Origin of the sequence: Streptomyces sp. NBC_00885, from assembly GCF_045207475.1 — a bacterium.
GTDB lineage: Bacteria > Actinomycetota > Actinomycetes > Streptomycetales > Streptomycetaceae > Streptomyces.
On record NZ_CP108796.1, the window covers coordinates 5,996,376 to 6,012,673 of the forward strand.

Annotated in this window: 16 protein-coding genes; 8 read left to right on the plus strand and 8 right to left on the minus strand. The window is 65.5% G+C overall.

Features of this window, described 5'->3' with window-relative positions; all coding sequences use genetic code 11:
- The first annotated feature begins 41 nt into the window (after positions 1 to 41).
- A complete protein-coding gene (locus tag OHA61_RS27325; RefSeq protein ID WP_406305242.1) occupies positions 42 to 1,175 on the plus strand; it encodes an XRE family transcriptional regulator in 1,134 nt (377 codons plus the stop codon).
- Here the strand turns inward: OHA61_RS27325 and OHA61_RS27330 are convergent.
- The 4 genes from OHA61_RS27330 to OHA61_RS27345 all read right to left on the minus strand — a co-directional run bounded on the left by OHA61_RS27330 (position 1,159) and on the right by OHA61_RS27345 (position 8,543).
- A complete protein-coding gene (locus OHA61_RS27330) occupies positions 1,159 to 1,950 on the minus strand; it encodes an NUDIX domain-containing protein (RefSeq protein ID WP_406305243.1) in 792 nt (263 codons plus the stop codon). The genes OHA61_RS27325 and OHA61_RS27330 overlap by 17 nt on opposite strands.
- A gap of 462 nt (positions 1,951 to 2,412) precedes the next feature.
- Positions 2,413 to 5,328, minus strand: a complete 2,916-nt coding sequence (locus OHA61_RS27335) for an NACHT domain-containing protein (protein ID WP_406305244.1) — start codon at positions 5,326 to 5,328, stop codon at positions 2,413 to 2,415.
- A gap of 667 nt (positions 5,329 to 5,995) precedes the next feature.
- Entirely contained in the window at positions 5,996 to 8,014 is a 2,019-nt protein-coding gene (locus OHA61_RS27340) for a bifunctional polysaccharide deacetylase/glycosyltransferase family 2 protein (RefSeq protein ID WP_406305245.1), read from the minus strand.
- 169 nt (positions 8,015 to 8,183) lie between these two features.
- Entirely contained in the window at positions 8,184 to 8,543 is a 360-nt protein-coding gene (locus OHA61_RS27345) for a hypothetical protein (protein WP_406305246.1), read from the minus strand.
- Positions 8,544 to 8,645: 102 nt separating this feature from the next.
- Between OHA61_RS27345 and OHA61_RS27350 the strand changes: the two genes are divergently transcribed.
- The 4 genes from OHA61_RS27350 (at position 8,646) to OHA61_RS27365 (ending at position 11,172) form a co-directional block, all read left to right on the plus strand.
- On the plus strand, positions 8,646 to 8,915 hold the full coding sequence (locus OHA61_RS27350; RefSeq protein WP_406305247.1) for a hypothetical protein: 270 nt from the start codon (positions 8,646 to 8,648) through the stop codon (positions 8,913 to 8,915).
- Between the two features lie 450 nt (positions 8,916 to 9,365).
- The gene (locus OHA61_RS27355) at positions 9,366 to 9,719 is read left to right on the plus strand and encodes a DUF6221 family protein (protein WP_406305248.1); all 354 of its coding nucleotides are present in this window, start codon (positions 9,366 to 9,368) and stop codon (positions 9,717 to 9,719) included.
- Positions 9,716 to 10,180, plus strand: coding sequence for a hypothetical protein (locus OHA61_RS27360; protein WP_406305249.1), 465 nt, complete (start codon positions 9,716 to 9,718; stop codon positions 10,178 to 10,180). The genes OHA61_RS27355 and OHA61_RS27360 overlap by 4 nt, the downstream gene beginning before the upstream one ends.
- 572 nt (positions 10,181 to 10,752) lie before the next feature.
- A complete protein-coding gene (locus tag OHA61_RS27365) occupies positions 10,753 to 11,172 on the plus strand; it encodes a hypothetical protein (RefSeq protein ID WP_406305251.1) in 420 nt (139 codons plus the stop codon).
- 56 nt (positions 11,173 to 11,228) lie between these two features.
- Here OHA61_RS27365 and OHA61_RS27370 read toward each other — a convergent pair whose 3' ends face one another.
- Together OHA61_RS27370 and OHA61_RS27375 are read right to left on the minus strand one after the other, a co-directional pair.
- Complete coding sequence (locus OHA61_RS27370; protein ID WP_406305252.1) at positions 11,229 to 11,390, minus strand: hypothetical protein; 162 nt, start codon at positions 11,388 to 11,390, stop codon at positions 11,229 to 11,231.
- 105 nt (positions 11,391 to 11,495) lie between these two features.
- Entirely contained in the window at positions 11,496 to 12,032 is a 537-nt protein-coding gene (locus OHA61_RS27375; RefSeq protein ID WP_406305253.1) for a GNAT family N-acetyltransferase, read from the minus strand.
- A 223-nt stretch (positions 12,033 to 12,255) separates the two neighbouring features.
- Between OHA61_RS27375 and OHA61_RS27380 the strand changes: the two genes are divergently transcribed.
- The 3 genes from OHA61_RS27380 (at position 12,256) to OHA61_RS27390 (ending at position 14,029) form a co-directional block, all read left to right on the plus strand.
- A complete protein-coding gene (locus OHA61_RS27380) occupies positions 12,256 to 12,693 on the plus strand; it encodes a hypothetical protein (protein WP_406305254.1) in 438 nt (145 codons plus the stop codon).
- 195 nt (positions 12,694 to 12,888) lie between these two features.
- Positions 12,889 to 13,176, plus strand: a complete 288-nt coding sequence (locus OHA61_RS27385; RefSeq protein WP_266476800.1) for a DUF3303 family protein — start codon at positions 12,889 to 12,891, stop codon at positions 13,174 to 13,176.
- 301 nt (positions 13,177 to 13,477) lie between these two features.
- A complete protein-coding gene (locus OHA61_RS27390) occupies positions 13,478 to 14,029 on the plus strand; it encodes a tellurite resistance TerB family protein (protein ID WP_324979208.1) in 552 nt (183 codons plus the stop codon).
- 121 nt (positions 14,030 to 14,150) lie between these two features.
- Here the strand turns inward: OHA61_RS27390 and OHA61_RS27395 are convergent, their stop codons facing one another.
- Complete coding sequence (locus OHA61_RS27395; RefSeq protein ID WP_361909555.1) at positions 14,151 to 14,420, minus strand: hypothetical protein; 270 nt, start codon at positions 14,418 to 14,420, stop codon at positions 14,151 to 14,153.
- Between the two features lie 180 nt (positions 14,421 to 14,600).
- On the minus strand, positions 14,601 to 16,157 hold the full coding sequence (locus tag OHA61_RS27400) for a serine/threonine-protein kinase (protein ID WP_406305255.1): 1,557 nt from the start codon (positions 16,155 to 16,157) through the stop codon (positions 14,601 to 14,603).
- Positions 16,158 to 16,298 lie beyond the last annotated feature (141 nt).

Sequence of the window (16,298 nt, forward strand, 5' to 3'; positions counted from 1 at the left end):
GCTTCTTTGAGGAGCTGTCGGAACCAGCGGGGGCGGTACAGGTGCTCAACCGGCTGCGAGAGGTGAGGACCGCGCGCGAGTGGTCACAAGCGCGCCTTATCCACGAGATCGAGAAGTACGCGAGACGGCATGTGCTCGACGTCGGTTCGACCGCCAGCCTGCGCGTCTACGTCTCGGAGTGGGAGAACGGCAAGCGCTCGATCAGCGAGCGCTACGCCCAGATCCTGCGGCCGGTTTTGGGTGTCACCGACGAGGAGCTATTCGGCCGGCACAGTCCTGCCGCCCCGCCCCCGGTAGTCGGCGGCTACGACGACCTGATCAGCCGCATCGACTCTGCACGCAGCGTCAGTCTGACGATGGTGAAGACCTTCATGGATCAGACCGAGCTGCTGCGCACGGTCGACCGCCAGATGGGCGCGGCGGCACTCGTCGACCAGATGACGGGACACCTGGCGACACTTGAGGACGCGCTCACCTTCGCTGTCCTTCCCGAGACACGCCGTCCTGTTGCTCTCGCCCTCGCTGGAGCGGCCACCCTCGCAGCCTGGCAAGCCCTTGATGCCGGAGGCGTCGAAAGGGCTTGGCGACACTACGAGTTGGGCAAGCGGGCAGCGCAAGAGGCAGGCGAGCCGATGTATCTCGCGCACGCCACGGCTGAGCAGGCGTATGTGCTCAACGATGCCGGGCGACCGGAGATGGCGGTTGATCTCGTACGCGAGGCTCAGCGTTTGGGTGGTAACCAGATGTCGCCGCGGTTGCAGGCATGGCTGTACGCGGCCGAGGCGGAGCTCTGCGCCAAGGCCGGGCTGGCGGATGACTGCCGTCGCGCCCTCGACAAGGCTGACTCTGTTCTGCCCGCGGGCATCGAGGCCCGGGACGCGGACATGCTGAGCATCTTCCTCAACGGCGGTCATCTGGCCCGATGGCGTGGGAACGCACTCGCGATGCTGGGCGACGACGAAGCGCTCGGCAGCCTCTACACCGCGCTCGATGAAGCCGACCCGACGTTCATACGAGCCACATCGGGCCTTCGATGCGACCTTGCCCAAGCGCACCTTGCGCGCGAGGAGCACGCCCAGGCCCAAGAGCATCTACAGCAGGCACGCTTGTTGGCCAACCGCACGGGGTCCGTGCGCCACCGGCGACGTATCGAGCAGCTCACGCAGAAGCTGTAGGAGCTCCTTCGCCGCGCGCGGCCAGCAGGTGCAGGAGTGCAACGAGGGTGCCCGAGCCCATCAGCTCATCTCTGGCCATCAGCCCCGGGATGTCCGAGAGCGGCACCCAGGCAACGTGCCCAGCTTCCTCAACGTCCGTCGGATCGCCGACATGCTGCGCGCCCTTGCCGACGTAGATGTCATGCGGTGAGTCGACCATGCCGACCATGGGCTGATAGGTGACCACGTGATCCAGCGACTTCGGCCGCCAGCCGGTCTCTTCCTCAACCTCGCGGAGCGCGGTCGCATGGGGGTCTTCCCCTTCGTCCACGATTCCGCCAGGGAGCTCCCAGCCCCACTTGTCAGGCACGAAGCGGTAGCGCCAGAGCATGAGCACTCGGTCTTGGTCATCGAGTACGGCTGCGATCGAGACGTGGTGCAGCCGCACAACGTGATGCTCGAAGCGCTCAACACCTGGCGGCTCAACGTCGACAAGCGCCAGCTTCACCCAGCGGTTGTCGTAGACAGTCCGCTCGCCATGGATCTGCCACGACTCCAGATCGTCCGGCCGCTCGACACTCACAGCGCGGGAGGGGACCCGGTAGGAGCTGCGGGCGTACGACTCGATCACCTTCTCGGCAACGAGCTTCGCCAGTACGGTCCGCAGCTGGGTGCGACCGATCTCCAGCTCCTTTTCGAGGGTGCGCTCAGAGGGCAGCTTCTCGCCGGGCTTCAGCCGACCCGACGCAACCCACTCGCGAATCGTGCGGTAGACCCGCTCCGACTTCGGTCCCATCCCTTGAGCCCACTCCCTAAGTCATCAGCTGGCGCGGACCAGCGTAGCCGCCGAGACTGACCGCCAACAGGTGACGATCACGGTCCCCACGGTCGCCGCGGAGGCGGTGAGTAGAAATCTTCTGTACGGGTTCAAGGCGCCGCGCAAGCGCGGCGCGCGCCGCAGCCCCCGGCTCGGGGGCTGCCTTTGTCTTCGCCCGGCTGCCCCCGGCCGGGCGGCGGCGCACCGAGCGCGGACACCAAACGGTCAGAGAGAGGCCGGCGGGGGCTGGGGCGGTCGGCTCCACGGCTTTAGCCACCTCCCCGGTCCGGGTCCCGCGTCGAGCAAGACCAGGGGGCCACTCGGACAAATTACGGGCAGGGGGGCAAGCCTGCCCGAGTAGCTGGCAAGCGTACGGCCCCCTGATCATGCTCGACCCCAAACCGGGCAGGACACCGGCCAAACCCGCTCCACCGACCTTGGTCAGCGCGTATTTGGGCCCTCAGTCACATCCAATTGCCTGGCAGCCCAGCGCTCGAAGATTGATTGAAACTCCTGCGGGACAGGAAGCGGCGAGAGATCGACATCCGCCAAACCGAGGCGTTTTATCAAATAGGGTTGCAGCCCGGAAAGGCATCCCAAGTCTTGCGGGTGTCCGCTCCGAATTCCGACGTTACCGGAATACTCGACCATCCCGATCATCAATGCAGCTGCGCCAAGAAACGCTTCGGGACTCAAGTGTGGCGACTCATCACCAGAACGTTCCTGCAGGAAGCCCGACCACACCGTCCTGTCCTGACCGAGCCACGGAGGGGTTGGGTGCACTAGAAGGTAACGCCCAACCGACTCCATATTCCTGGTGAGGGTTGGGAACTCCTCAGGCTCCGCCCTAAGTAGACGAATAATAGAGTGCAGCAGAAAGGGTCCCCAGATAAGGCCGAAAATCCCAGCCGGATGACCGGCTGCCGTGAGCTTGTGAAAACCATCAGCAGTCGCCAGCACGGCGTCCAGATCCACAAGCTCCTTGATCAGGGCAAGGTACAAGAAACCAGAGTCGTCCTCGGCCGCTGCAACGATATTTGACGCGTACCGGTTTTGGTTTTCTTCGGTGAAAGACTCCCAGAAACTCGCAACTTCATCACTCAATCCACCCGGTCGCCCTCGAAGGATGAAGCCGTATCGAGGACTACACCAAACAGCCAACCTCAGCGCGTTCCTTTCGGTTTCCATATCGCCTGAGACAATGAGGCTTTCGATCCTAGAGTTGATCTCACTCGCAACGATTTCGCGATACGTTCCTGCGTGCCTCAACAGCAAAACCAGGGGCGCATAGCGATTTTCGCTATCCAAATCACCCTGGAATAGATGGTCCAGGATAGAGATAGTGAGTTCCCGTACAGCAGCGGGAGGGGGATCCACTGATTGTAGACACGAGGCAAGGAAGCTAAGCAGATTGGCCCGACTCTGGACAGATGTGTATCTCCGATCTGCAAGCAGATTCTTATAAATTCTTGCCGCTCCCTGGTCCACGGCACGGTCTTTCATCTGAACGGCGAGCTCCGCAACCACTTCCCACTCTTGCTTTGCGACACGTGGAGCCAACGCCTTCGCCAACTGTTCCGGAGTGTCGGTCACTGACGCCAGAAAACCGGCTGTGAAATACTCCAGGAATGTACGATGCGTGAAGGTGTATAGAGTCTCCCCTTTCGCAGTTGTGCCTGTGTCGCTGAATACCCAGGCTCTCCCTTTGCAGAAATTGACGAACTCATCTGCAGCTTCTTCTGCCTCTTCCCTGGACTCGAATCCGCGGTGATGTAGGAAGTTGGCTGTTTCGGAGATCAGGTTTCTTTGGGTGACTGCAGACTCGCTGTCCTCTCTTACGAAAAGCCAGTGAGCTAGATGGCGTAGAGATGGCTCCACGTGCGCACGCGCGCGCAGCTCGGTGTGGATCCGACGCCTCGCATCCCACTTCCGGAAGAGCAAATTTGCGCACTGCTCATATACTTCTGGTCTGTTCTGAGGGATCGACCCTTCTCCCCGATATAAGATGCACATGAGGGCGAGCATCAGTGGGTTAGACCGCAGATCTGAAACGGGGGCGCTTTCATCCATGAAAGCGGATGAAAAACGCTCACTCTCTGCACTGCTGATTCCATCCTCTTGGGAAAACCATTTCCCAACGTACTCGGCCACCCTGTCCGCATCGAATCCGCCGACTCGGTAACGAACAAACTGCTGATCGTCCAGTCGCGCTTGGTTATATCCAACCAAGCGCGAGGTGACGAGAATTCTGGCCATGGGGTACTCTGAGCCGAATCGCTCCACGATTGCCGTCACCTCGGCGCGTCGAGTCGTATCGATCAGCTCGTCAAGGCCATCAAAGATTACGAGAGCTGAGCCGTTCAGGAGTAGCTTTGCAATAAGCCCGCTAGGTGCCGGACACTGGTAGAACGTCTCAAGATTGTGCTCGATATGACCCAAGACGGAACGGGCTGGAGGATCCTGAGAAGCGAACTCGCGTAGAGTAACAAGAAACGGTACTCGGTGATCGCTTGACTTTGCATGCCAATGCATTATGACATTAGAAGTTGTGGTCTTCCCGCCTCCTGGGTCTCCAAGCAGAACCGTCCTGTCGATGCGGTCAACAAGTTCCCAGGTGTTGACTGCGTCTGGGGGAGAGGAATCCATTCTTGTGATCTCTGGTGGAACATAGAGATCCTCGATTGATACGCGCCGTCGCCTCTCGAAATCTGGAGGCTCAATCTTCCCAAAATTCTCCACTACATGGTTTCGGTAGCGCCGAATGAACTCTCTCTCCTCTTTAGGATTCGAGACATCGAATGATTTGAGACGTCTTTCAATGGCTCGCAAGGAAGAGATCATGCGGGCCGAGTAGGCCTCACTCTTGATCCTCGGGAGGAATTCACTTGACGCCCCTTGGAGCTTGCCGACAATTTCGCAAATTTCGCCATCGTAATATTCAAAGAGCGCATCAGAAACTTCGTCGAGTTCAATATGGGGATTGACGGAAGACACCGTCAATCGAAAGATGTCGTGGATCCTTTGAATCTCCTCGTCGGTAGCGTCGGTAAGTCGGGCGGCTAGCAGTTCATGGACGGTGGAATGGAAAGCATCACTGCGCAGAATCTCGCACAATTCACTTTCGCTTACCCCTTCAGGGATATCCGTAACTTCCGGCCGCCTCTCCGCAATTCGATAAGTGCTGAACCACTTTACAATCTCTTCGTCTTCCTTGAGCGCTCGATTTCCCATTCCTTTTAGCGTCACTCCAAAACGGGAGCTAGTTGCAGCTACAACACTTGCGATAACACCGCCAGCGGCTTGCTGAAATACGGGATCTGTAAGCACTTCACGTTTCCTTTCGTTGGTAGGCTGCATAGTAGTGCTGGCAAGAGGCTCAGGGTGGTCATTTGGTAGATCTGACCCGAATGAAGCACATGTTCGGATTAATCGAGCTCGCAGGTACTCGACTGCGGCATGTAATAGAGGCCAACGGCTCGGCCGAAGGACGCTAGACATGAGGCCAATGTTGGCCAGCCAGGCCATGTTGCCGCCGCACGCCGGGGCGGCCTGACATCCACGATTGACATCAACGACGGCGGACAGCAGCAGCATCGAGCGGCTGCCAGCAGCACCGTCGCCCACGGCGGGACCAGGTGCGACGGCCGACCAGCCGAACTTACAAGGCAGGTGTCGGCGACGGCGCTCGTGCCAGATCCGTGCCAGATCGAGCGGTCAACCACGGTCAGTCGAGGCGCGTCAAGGTGCAGACAGCCGCAGACAGGACGAGCGCCGTGCTCCACGGTTGACCAGCAAAGACCCGTCCGCGAGCGGTGCCAGGCTTACAAAGCAGATGTCGGCGGTTCGAAACCGTCCGCGCCCACCAGTGCAAAGGCCCCCAGCCGATCATGGCTGGGGGCCTCTTCCGACCCGGGATCGTGCACTTTACGGCGAGGGCAGGGCGAGCACGCCGGGACGTGGCGTCATCGGTCGACGGTCGAATTGCCGTTCGTGCGGCGTGCTGGAGGTGTCCGGCCGTACAACCTCACGCCGGCTGCCGCTGCAGCGTGTCCGTCGCCGAACCGGTGCGCTGCATCCGGTGCCAGCGCAGCCTGCTGCCCAGCAGCGCCGTGACGACCGACTGCACCACCACCAGGTACATCAGCTGCCGGTAGACGATGATCTGCAGCGGCAGAGTCCACAGCGGTTCGAACTTCTCCTTGTCGAGGCGGAGCGCGTAGAGGGCGCTGATCACCTGCACGGCCGTGAAGCCGAGCCACACGGCCCCCGCCTGGGCGGCGCTCTGGAACAGCAGCTCGTACACAGCGAACACGTCGACGAGCGGCGCGAGCAACGGCAACAGCGTCTGAAAGACGGCGAGATAGGTCAGTCCGCGGCGGCCGAACTTGCCTGCCGACCCCTTCTCGAAAAGCGACCTGCGGTGCTTCCACATCGCTTGGAGGGTGCCGTAGCACCAGCGGTATCGCTGCTTCCAGAGCTGTCGGACGGTGGACGGCGCCTCCGTCCAGGCGATCGCCGACTCCTCGTACACGACCCGCCAGCCCATGCGGCACAGCGCCATCGTCAGATCGGTGTCCTCGGCAAGGGTGTCCTCGCTGACCCCGCCGACGCCCGTGAGCGCCTGCCGACGGAAGGCGCCGATGGCTCCCGGCACAGTCGGCATGCATTCGAGCACGTCGAACATGCGGCGGTCGAGGTTGAAGCCGACGACGTACTCGAGGTGCTGCCAACGGCCGAGTATGCCCTGCCGGTTGCCGACCTTCGTGTTGCCGCTGACCGCGCCGACGCGCGGGTCGGCGAGCGGCTGGATCAGGTTGCGGATCGCCTCCGGCTCGAAGACCGTGTCACCGTCGATCATCACCACGATGTCGAAGTGTGCCCAGGCGAGACCGGTGTTGAGAGCAGCCGCCTTGCCCGCGTTGGGCTGGCGCACCACCATCACGCGCGGATCCGCCTGCCTGACCCACTCGGCGATCTCGAATGTGCGGTCGCTCGATCCGTCGTCGACCACGATGATCTGGATGTACGGGTGCGTGGAAGCGAGCAGCGAGCGCAGGGTCGCCTCGATGCCTGCCTCCTCGTTGTACGCGGGCACGATCACGGTGACCGGGTCGTTGACCGGTGGCAGCCGCTTGCCGCGGCGCCGTTTCCGGCGGGTGCGGCGCACGTGCACGCGGGCGACCGTGAACAGCAACACGAGGCGCCCCAGGGAGATCACACCTGCGGCCACCAGCAACCAGGTCATGGAGTCGGCGAAGCCGCGGGACAGGGTCTGCGCCCACAGGACGGCTGTGCCCTTCGCCTCGGTGGCCTCCGAGACGGGGTAGCTCGCGCCGTTCATCCCGAGCGCCGCCCCGACCGTCGTGAACCGCACGCTGTGCGGCGCGGACGCCAAGAGTTTCTCGGTGGCGTCGACGGCCTCCTGCGAGCCGCTGAACTGGCGGATCGCACCCCGCTTCGTGCTCCGGTCGGCGGCGTCGGCGGCAACCAGGATGTAGCCGTCGTCGATCGCGCGCCGTCCGGCCGCCCACTGGTCGGCGCACATGGACGAGATGTCCCCGGTGTGCGGCAGCCTCACCAGACGTGTACCGAGGCCGGTGGCGCCGGCGAGGGTGTTCTGGGTGATGGCGAGTTCGAGCCGCGCGCGGGCCGCCGAGACCTGTGCGAGGTTGGCGTCGGTGTAGGTGTGCGAGCCGATCTCGTGGCCCTCGCCGTGGATCCTGCGCACGAGGTCCGGGTGGGCGGCCACCTGGGTGCCGGACAGGAAGAACGTCGCCTTGGCGTGATGCTTCTTCAGGACGTCGAGAAGTGGCGGAGTCCAGGTGGGATCGGGGCCGCCGTCGTAGGTCAGGGAGACCCTCCCGGCGGGCAGGTGCGCGCTGTGCGCCTTTCCGCCTGCCTCGCTGAGCACGGGGCCGCCCGTGCGTACCGCCGCGGGGGCGGCGGCGGTGCAGTGATGTGCGGGGGTGGCGGTGGGCGTTATCTCGTGCCGACCGTAACCGCTGAACAGCAGCGCGGTGGCGGCGACTGCGAGAGTGAGCACTAGCAGCAGCCAGTGGGCGCGGGGGTCGCGCCGCAGGGCATGCCGGTTGGTTCTGGCAGGCGGCGCCGTCTGCGTTGAGCGGGTCACCGCAGTCGTGCCGAGCGTTTGGTGCGGGGAGAACGGCTGCTGCCGGTGGAGCGGTTCGTTCCGGTGTCGCGCTGTGCCTGACTCACCTAGGTCCCTTGGTCGATCCCTGGCCGCTGGTCGATCCCTGACCGCCGCCGGGGTGGTCGCCGGAGTTCCCCTGGCCCGGCGCGCTTGTGGTGGAGGCGGCCGTGGTCGTAGGCGCCTTGGTGGGCAGTTCCGTGGTCTCGCCGCCAGTCTTGGTGGCGCTCACCGAGGGCGAGGGGCTCGGGGCCGCTGACTCCGCGGGCGTGGCGGAAGGGCCGGCGGTGGGCCGGTCGGTCGAGCCGGGCTGATCCGTGGCCTTCGTCGAGCCCTCCTGCTTCTGCTCCCGTTCCGGCTCCTGCTTCTGGCTCCAGGGCAGCACGCCGCCGGAAGGCGCCGGACTGAAGAAACCTGCGATCACGACGGCTATGAAGGCACCACACACCGCCGCGACAGCGAGGGCCGCACGGCGGATCAGCCGACTGCGGCGGCCCGATGCATCGACGAAGACCGAGCCGTCGGCGTGCCCTGCGTCGTCCTGGTCGTCGTCGGTGCCGTAGGCGTATCCGTCGTCTCGATATATGCGGTCGTGCTCGATGCCGTAGGCCCCATGGTCGGTCTCATGGGGGCCGAAGCCCCCCTCATGGGTGTCGTGGCCGCCACCGTACGCATCGTGACCGTCAGCGTACGTGCCTCGGGGGTGGCCGAAAGCATCGCCGGGCGCAACCCCGTGACCGGTCGCAGCCGACTCCTGCCACCCCTGCCGGCCGCCGGATCCACGTATCCGCCATAAGCCAGGGGGCTGTCGCCGTACCGGTGGGGCACGAGCGGCAGGCCCTGGGTGTCGCCACGGTCCTGGTAGGCGCCGTTCCCGGCGTACACGCCATTGGCGCCGTCCGCGAGGTTCGCTTGCTCCGCGTGGTACACGCCATTGGCGCCGCTTGCGCCGTACGCACCGTTGCCGTGTTGAGGCTGCCAGGACATGGGCGCAGAGTATAGAGACTCGGGAGACCTGCGACGCAACGGAGGACGATACCGGCTCGAAGTCCCCAGCCCCTCCATGACAAAACGGCTGGAAAGCTGCGCTATATCGCTCTATCAGTACAAACACGGCGCCCATGTCTAAAGCGGGTGTAAAGGGCGTGCCCCGTCCTCGAGGATGCGCTCATGAGAGATGACGTGGTGGTGTTCTTGCGAGCTCGGTTGGACGAGGAGGCCGAGCTGGCCGTTCGATGCGACGGCGATGACTGCGGACAGTGGAGTGCCCACGGAGACACGGTGGGCTTCTGCCAGATTCCACCCAACGATCGCCCAGCACGTGGCGCTTCACGATCCCGCCCGCGTCCTTCGCGACGTAGAAGCCAAGCGCCGTGTTCCGGCGCGGCACACGCTCAGCCCACCGATCGGCGATCCCGCATTGCCCTGGGACAATCGCAGCGACTGCCAATACGACGAGGCGTCGCCATTCGGCGCGGGCGGTCGGAGTGCACCGAGGGTCCAGGCGGTGCGGATGAGTCGGCGGGCGTGCCATCGGACCCGTGTGCGATCGTCACGCCTCCCAGGTACGTTGAGCCGTCAGCAGAGGGGGGAACCGTGAAGTATGCAGTCGTCGAGCAGCAGGGCCGGGGAATCTTCTGGCACGACCCGAGTCCGTACGTTTCCAAGCTCCCGGAGCTGCTGCTGGCCCTTCCGCCCGGAGCACGTGCCTTCGCCTCACATCCGGAGCACTACGACTTCTCGGCACCTCGCTGCATCAAGGACCTGAGGCCCCAGGCGTTGCCCGCCGCTGCCGATTCACTGGGGCAGTACGAGATCCGTTTCGCCGGGTCAGGTTGTGAGGAGGACGTGCTCACGATTCGGTACAGCGGAGTCAAGAGCGTTCAGATCGCGGCTGACGACGGGGAGTCGATCGAGCTGTCGGACTTCAGCTCCGTTCGTCTGGACGAAGTCCTGCCAGATGAGGCCGGATGTAGTCACGAGCTGAGGCTGACGACCGCAACGGTACGCATCCTGTGCGCGGACCTCAGGGCTGAGTGGGTGGCCGGCGCGGGCGTCTGAGGCGTGCCCCTCGCGTGCCCGATCCGGTGGGGGCGAGGGGGAGCCAGGGGGAGTGTGGAGCAACCATCGCTCCCTCGCAGGTCAGCGGACGTGCAGGTCAGGCTCAGTCCGCATACGGGACCTTCCAAACTCGTGCGCCAAGAACCGTCGCGCCATTGCTCGACTGGGTCATTGAGTACTCCGATCTCCTGACGGCGACACCCCCAAGGGGAGCTTCCGGATCTCGCCTGACCTACGCCACCCGCACCACCCAGCGGAGCCGTGGAACCCGCCGCCCACCGCGCGTGAGCCGGCTCCGAAACCTGCCCACACTCAGCCTGAACAGCCGAAACGGCCCGCCGAACACCCGACGGACCGTCATGAAACGCCGAGGTTAACGCGCGCTTACGTAGTCGAACTCAGTGGTTTCACCGATGTGCGAGGCCGTTGCTCTGGGAGAGGGTGAGGGCGTTCTGGGGGGCGGGATATCCGAGGCTCTCGTCGTGTGACGGCGGAGTCGCAGGCTTCGCGTTTCCCACGGGAGTCACTCTCACAAGGTGAGTCTTCCTCAACTAGCTTCGTGGAGACGGATCATGCGCTTTCCTGCCCTGTCTGTCACCGTCGCGGTCGTCGCCGCGACGGTAGCGGGAGGAGTGGCTCCGGCCGCTGCCGACACCGCGGCCAGCACGGTCAACCTGGTGGCCGGTGCCGGCCGCCACCTCAATTCCGCGACGGTGACCTATGAGCACGTCGACGGCGCGGTGAACTCGGTCAAGATCATCTCGGTGGAGGCCTACTCCGGCGAGCCCGACTGCGTCTGGGTGGAGTGGAACGACCCGAAGGACGTGGGGGACGGTTGGAACGCCCTCAACTCCGAGCCTCCCTGTTACGGCAACAACCTGCTGGAGACGCCCAACCGGATTATCAAGGCGCCGAAGGGCTATCAGCTCAAGGTGCGCTTGGCCGCGTACCACGGCTCCGAACTGGTCCACAAGGACATCGCAAAGCTCTAGGCCGGATCTGCGTGGTCGGACCGCCGCGGGACCGTCCGAGGCCATGGCCGGCCGGCTCACCGACCGGGGCCCCTTTGACGGGCCCCGGCGGCGTGCCGGTGAGCACGGACGATCGTGGAGTCGACCGCGACCACCCAGTCCAGGGCGCCTTCGGTGTCGGCGTGGGCGAGCAGGGCGGTGAACACCTTCTCCCAGGTCCCGTCATCGGCCCGTGGCACTGCGCACGGCTGGGCCCCGCCCGGCCCTCGGCGGGCGGGGCCGACACTGATGGGAGTACCTGAAAGTCACCAGGTCCGCTCTCCGTTCCCCAGGCAGTTACGCGATCAACGACTGGGCGGGGCCGTCCGGTACAACACGCACTGGCGAAGCGGCCCTTCGGGCACGCTCGGATCCTCGAAGTCGTCGGCCGGGTCGCGCGTCATACCGATCCGGCGCATCACGGCCTGGGAACGAAGGTTGTTGACGGTCGTCGACGCGACCACTTCCGGCAGCCCGAGTACCTCGAAGCCGAATGCCAGGCAGGCCAGGGCGGCCTCAGTGGCGTAACCGTGGCCCCACGCCGAACGCACCAGCCGCCAGCCAATATCCACCCCCGCGAACGGCATGTCCTCGCCCACATCGTCCAATCCGACGCGCCCGATGAACTCGCCGGTCTCCCGTGCTTCCAGCGCCCACCACCCAAAACCTCGCCCATCGAACACGGCCTGCATGTGTGCCACCGCGGCATCGCTCTGCTCCCGTGTCAGCAACTCCCCCAGGTATTCTCGGACTTCGGGATCGGCGTTCATCGCCGCCCACGGCTCGAGGTCGGACTCCCGCCACCGGCGGAGCAGAAGGCGATCGGTTCGCAGCTCTGGCATGCCATCCAGCCAACCCGATCAAGGACGAGGGTGTCGATCGGTTATATCGAGCCCCTGTGCTTCGCCACTCTGGACTGCTTGCCCCGCCCTTGGACCTGGCCGGTTATCGGGTGGCCGCTCCGCTCCGGCGCCTGTCCGCTGGTCATCGCGCGCCGCCCGCAGGCGGGCCGCAATGGCGCAACAGTCCCTTTCCCCGGCGATCATGCTCAGCCAGGCTGCGTCCATGGCGACCAGCGACTCACAACCGATCATCCGTGTCACCTTCACGGACTTCCTGCCCGACCCGCACGATGAAGACTGCTTGCGGCGCGCCGTCAACGTGCCCGCCGATCTGGTGACCTTCGAAGGCAACCATGCCGTCCTGTGGCTCGCCGGTGTCGAAGCTGCCCGGTACCCGCTGCCCGACATCACATCGGTCGCTCCGGCAGGCCCTCGTGGCAGCAGCCGTCAACCGAAAGATCCCGCGGCCATACGAGCCAAGTACCCCAACGCGTATCAGCCATGGTCGTCGCGGGATGAAGAACGCCTCCTGACCCGGTACCGAGCAGGGGCCACCGATCCGGCCGAGCTCGCCGATGAATTCGGCCGACAGCCGAGCGCCATCCGGTCTCGTCTCGCCAAGCTGGGGCTTGAACACCTGGCTGCAGGCGACGGGGCGTAGGAGTCGGAGGCGGGGCGGAGCCCTCCACCGACCTTGCAGATGTCTGCAGGTGGCAGCGTCGCCCTCGCCCGGCTCACGTAGGGCGTAGGAGATGTTGCGGCCGGTGATCAGCGAGGGGAATCTGAGCGGGAAGCACCGGATCCCAGCGAGCGCGGACGGAACCGCGCAGGTCGTGGTGCGCGAGGAGAGCGTGCGATGCGGATGATGATGAAAGCCCGCATGGACACCCAGATGTCGAATCAGGTGACGAAGGGGGGAGCCATGCCCGCGTCGGTGAAGTCAGCCATCGAGCGGCTGAAGCCGGAAGCCGCCTACTTCACCCCTGAGGGCGGGCGCTCCATGATTCTCGTATTCGACATGCAGGACAGCTCGCAGCTCCCCTCCATCGCCGATCCGTTCTTCCAGGAGATGGGCGCCGACGTCACATTTGAGCCGGTCATGAATCTCGAGGATCTGCAGAGGGGCCTTGCTGCCCTGAAGTAGCGGTGCTGATTCGGCGACCGCACATTGATCAGCCTGAGAGACCCCCAGCGATCGCCCGCCGTGGTTCGGCATCGAGAGGCGGCCTGACTCTTCCTTCAAGGCCCCCAGCCGATCACGGCCGGGGGCCTTTGACATCCATGTCCGACGTCAACGAGGGCGGTCACGCACGGCCGGGCTTCGCGCACCCGGCGACACGGCAGGCCGAGCGCGGAACTTCGGCGGGGCCGGGAGGCGTTGGCAGGAGGACGCGCGAAATCGCGGGACGACCGGAACGACATGGGCAGAAGCCGAGGTGGCACGAGTGGCGATGTGGGATCGGATCAAGGACCAGGCCAAGAATCTGCAGCAGCAGTCGCAGGGGACGCGGGGCTCCGGCGGACATGGGCGGCCGGGTGCGGGGTCGTCCGGCGGATCGCGGGCTCAGCTGGTGAACACGCTCAAGTCTCAGCTCACCTCCCTCAAGGCCGAGCTGAAGAGTGGCGCCTACCGGGATGCCAGCATGGCGATGTGCGCGTTGGTGGCGGCCGCCGACGGGCATGTCGATCCGGCCGAGCGGCAGCATGTGGAGTCGTTGATCCTGAACAACGACGTCCTGCAGAACTTCCCGTCCGACCAGCTGCGGCAGCGGTTCAACAAGCACGTCGACCAGTTGGCGTTCAACTTCCAGCAGGGCAAGGCGGAGGTCATGCAGGAGATCGCCAAGGCGGCGAAGAAGCCGACGGAGGCCAGGGCGGTCGTGCAGACCGGCCTCGTCGTCGCCGGTGCGGACGGATTCGTCGCGCCGGCCGAGGAGCAGGTTCTGCGTGAGGCGTGCTCGGTACTCGGTCTGTCCCCGCAGGAGTTCGGCATCTGACCACCGGCCCCACCGCCTGTCGCCGTCGGTGACCCTTCGACCGCGCCCACCCGCGCCACCACCCCGATGACCGCGCTGGGCAGCACCGAATGAACCGGAGGCTGAGCAGCCGCTGGGGTCATCACGTACGCGGAATCAGCGTCACTTCGACTTCTCCCACCTTGGCCGTCCAGCGCTCTCCCCGTTCTACGGCCGCGCGGCCGTCGCTGAGCATCAGATCGCGGACGACTCGCGCCGATTCATCCAGGACCGCAGCGTGGCCAGGGGGCGTGGCTCGTTCCTGAATCCGCCGCACCGACTGATCAAGAGCCTCCACTGCGCCCTCGATGTCGCCCACATCCTCACCCGCCGAGGCGATCGGCGAGACTTCCCAGGACATCCACAGAGCCATGGTCGAAGCATAGGAGCAGGCCAGGGAGTCCGTCGTCGTCACCGGGCCGAACGAGGCCTGCCGGCAGACAGCGCGGAACAGCGTCGCCGGCGGACAATGCCAAAGAGACAGGCCCTCTGACCGAGTTGCCTGGTCAGGGGCCGATCACCGGCGGTGGGTGTGGGGTGTGAGCCGCGTCCGTCAGCGCCGGGTGAGGGTGGACGGCGCGCCGGCGGACTGGGCACCTTCGTCGCCCAGGCCCAGGGTGTCGCGGCCGGTCATCGTGACGATGTAGATACTGCCCTTGGGACAGGAGAAGGACGCCGATTGGTCGGTGGGGCGGCTGGTGACCGCCTCGAAGACCATCGATGTCCTGCGCACCTCCCGCAGTTGCAGGGCCTCGGTGCAGCCCAGCTCACGGCCGCTGCCCACTTCGGTCACCTTGCTGACCTGCTTGCCCGCCAGTTCACCGCGCAGTGCCGGGTGGAGGGTCAGGGTGACGGCGAACCGGCCGGTCCGGGCCTGGGTGACGCCGTCGGCCCTTGGGGTGCCCGGGCCGGTGCCGACCCATGTGCCGGTCCAGGACGCGGGAAGAGAAGCGACGGTGGGCGACGGCGAAGGCGTCGCGCCGGATGCGTCATCGCCGGAGAAATGCTGCACGAGCAGCGTGCTCGCCGTGGCGATCAGGGCCGCGGTAACGGTCCCTGCGACAGCCGCCCATGCGGTACGGCCGGACAGCCGCCGTCGCTGGGAAGTGGCAGTCGGCGGGGCGGTGGCGCCCGCGCCGTCAGAGGCCGGGGTATCCGCAGTCGCACGTGACACGGGCGCCACCGGCGGCGGTTGCACTGCTGCGGAGACCAAGGCGTGCGCCTCCTCCTCCCGTACCGCGAGATCCCTCTCCAGCGCGTCGGGCAGCAACTGCGGCCAGGTACCGGTCCGGCCGCCCAGGCGTTCCAGCATCGCGCCGACGGCGCCGACCGCAGGCCGCTGCTGCGGGTTCTTGGCCAGGCAGGACCGCAGCAGCGAGACCAGGGCGGCCGGAACCCCGTCGAGGTTCGGCTCATCGTGCACGATGCGGTAGAGCAACACCGCCGCCGAGACCTCCTCGCCCCGGTGGGAGAACGGGCCCAGTCCGGTCGCCGCGTACACCAGCACCGCAGCCAGGGAGAAGACATCACCCGGCGCACCCGAACCCCCGGCACTCGCCTGCTCCGGCGCCAGATAACCGGGAGAACCGATCACGCCGCCGGTCATGGTGTGGCGCGAGTCCTCCGCCGCGCGCGCGATCCCGAAGTCGATGAGCAAAGGGCTTCGGCGGCCCAACAGCACATTGGACGGCTTGACATCCCGATGTGCCAGACCCGCCGCGTGTACCGCCCCCAGCGCCCCGCACAGCTCGGCCGCCAGAGCCAGTACGGACCGCTCGGGCAGCGGGCCGTACCGCTGCACCCACTCCGCCAACGAAGGCGCGGCCACATACTCCGTGGCGAGCCACTGCGGGCGCTGGCCCACAGGGCTGTAGTCCACCACCGCGGTGGTCCACGGCGAGCGCACCCGGTCGCTGTTACGGATCTCCCGCGCGAACCGCTCCTCGAACCCCGGATCCCGCCCGAACTCGGCACGCACCGTCTTCAACGCCAGCGGCCGCCCCGACACCGTCCGGGACAGATACACCAGCCCCATGCCGCCCTCACCGAGCCGCGCCAGCAGCGGATAACCACCAATGGCCCCCGGGTCCGACCCCTCCAGCAACTCCACGCCCCCGCCGCCCCCTCACACCTGCACGCTGCCGACCAGGTTCAGCCCCCGGACCGGCCCGACCAGGCGCCGTATCCATCACGTCCGCACCAAGCATCACCTGCCGCACCCACAACAGACCACCCGGGCCACGGTTTCCTG

Excerpts from the sequence above, each read along its gene's own strand:
- OHA61_RS27330 (WP_406305243.1), bottom strand. The coding sequence starts at position 1,950 with ATGGGACCGAAGTCGGAGCGGGTCTACCGCACGATTCGCGAGTGGGTT.
- OHA61_RS27335 (WP_406305244.1), bottom strand. The coding sequence starts at position 5,328 with ATGCAGCCTACCAACGAAAGGAAACGTGAAGTGCTTACAGATCCCGTA.
- OHA61_RS27355 (WP_406305248.1), top strand. The coding sequence starts at position 9,366 with ATGACTGCGGACAGTGGAGTGCCCACGGAGACACGGTGGGCTTCTGCC.
- OHA61_RS27365 (WP_406305251.1), top strand. The coding sequence starts at position 10,753 with ATGCGCTTTCCTGCCCTGTCTGTCACCGTCGCGGTCGTCGCCGCGACG.
- OHA61_RS27375 (WP_406305253.1), bottom strand. The coding sequence starts at position 12,032 with ATGCCAGAGCTGCGAACCGATCGCCTTCTGCTCCGCCGGTGGCGGGAG.
- OHA61_RS27380 (WP_406305254.1), top strand. The coding sequence starts at position 12,256 with ATGGCGACCAGCGACTCACAACCGATCATCCGTGTCACCTTCACGGAC.
- OHA61_RS27385 (WP_266476800.1), top strand. The coding sequence starts at position 12,889 with ATGCGGATGATGATGAAAGCCCGCATGGACACCCAGATGTCGAATCAG.
- OHA61_RS27395 (WP_361909555.1), bottom strand. The coding sequence starts at position 14,420 with ATGGCTCTGTGGATGTCCTGGGAAGTCTCGCCGATCGCCTCGGCGGGT.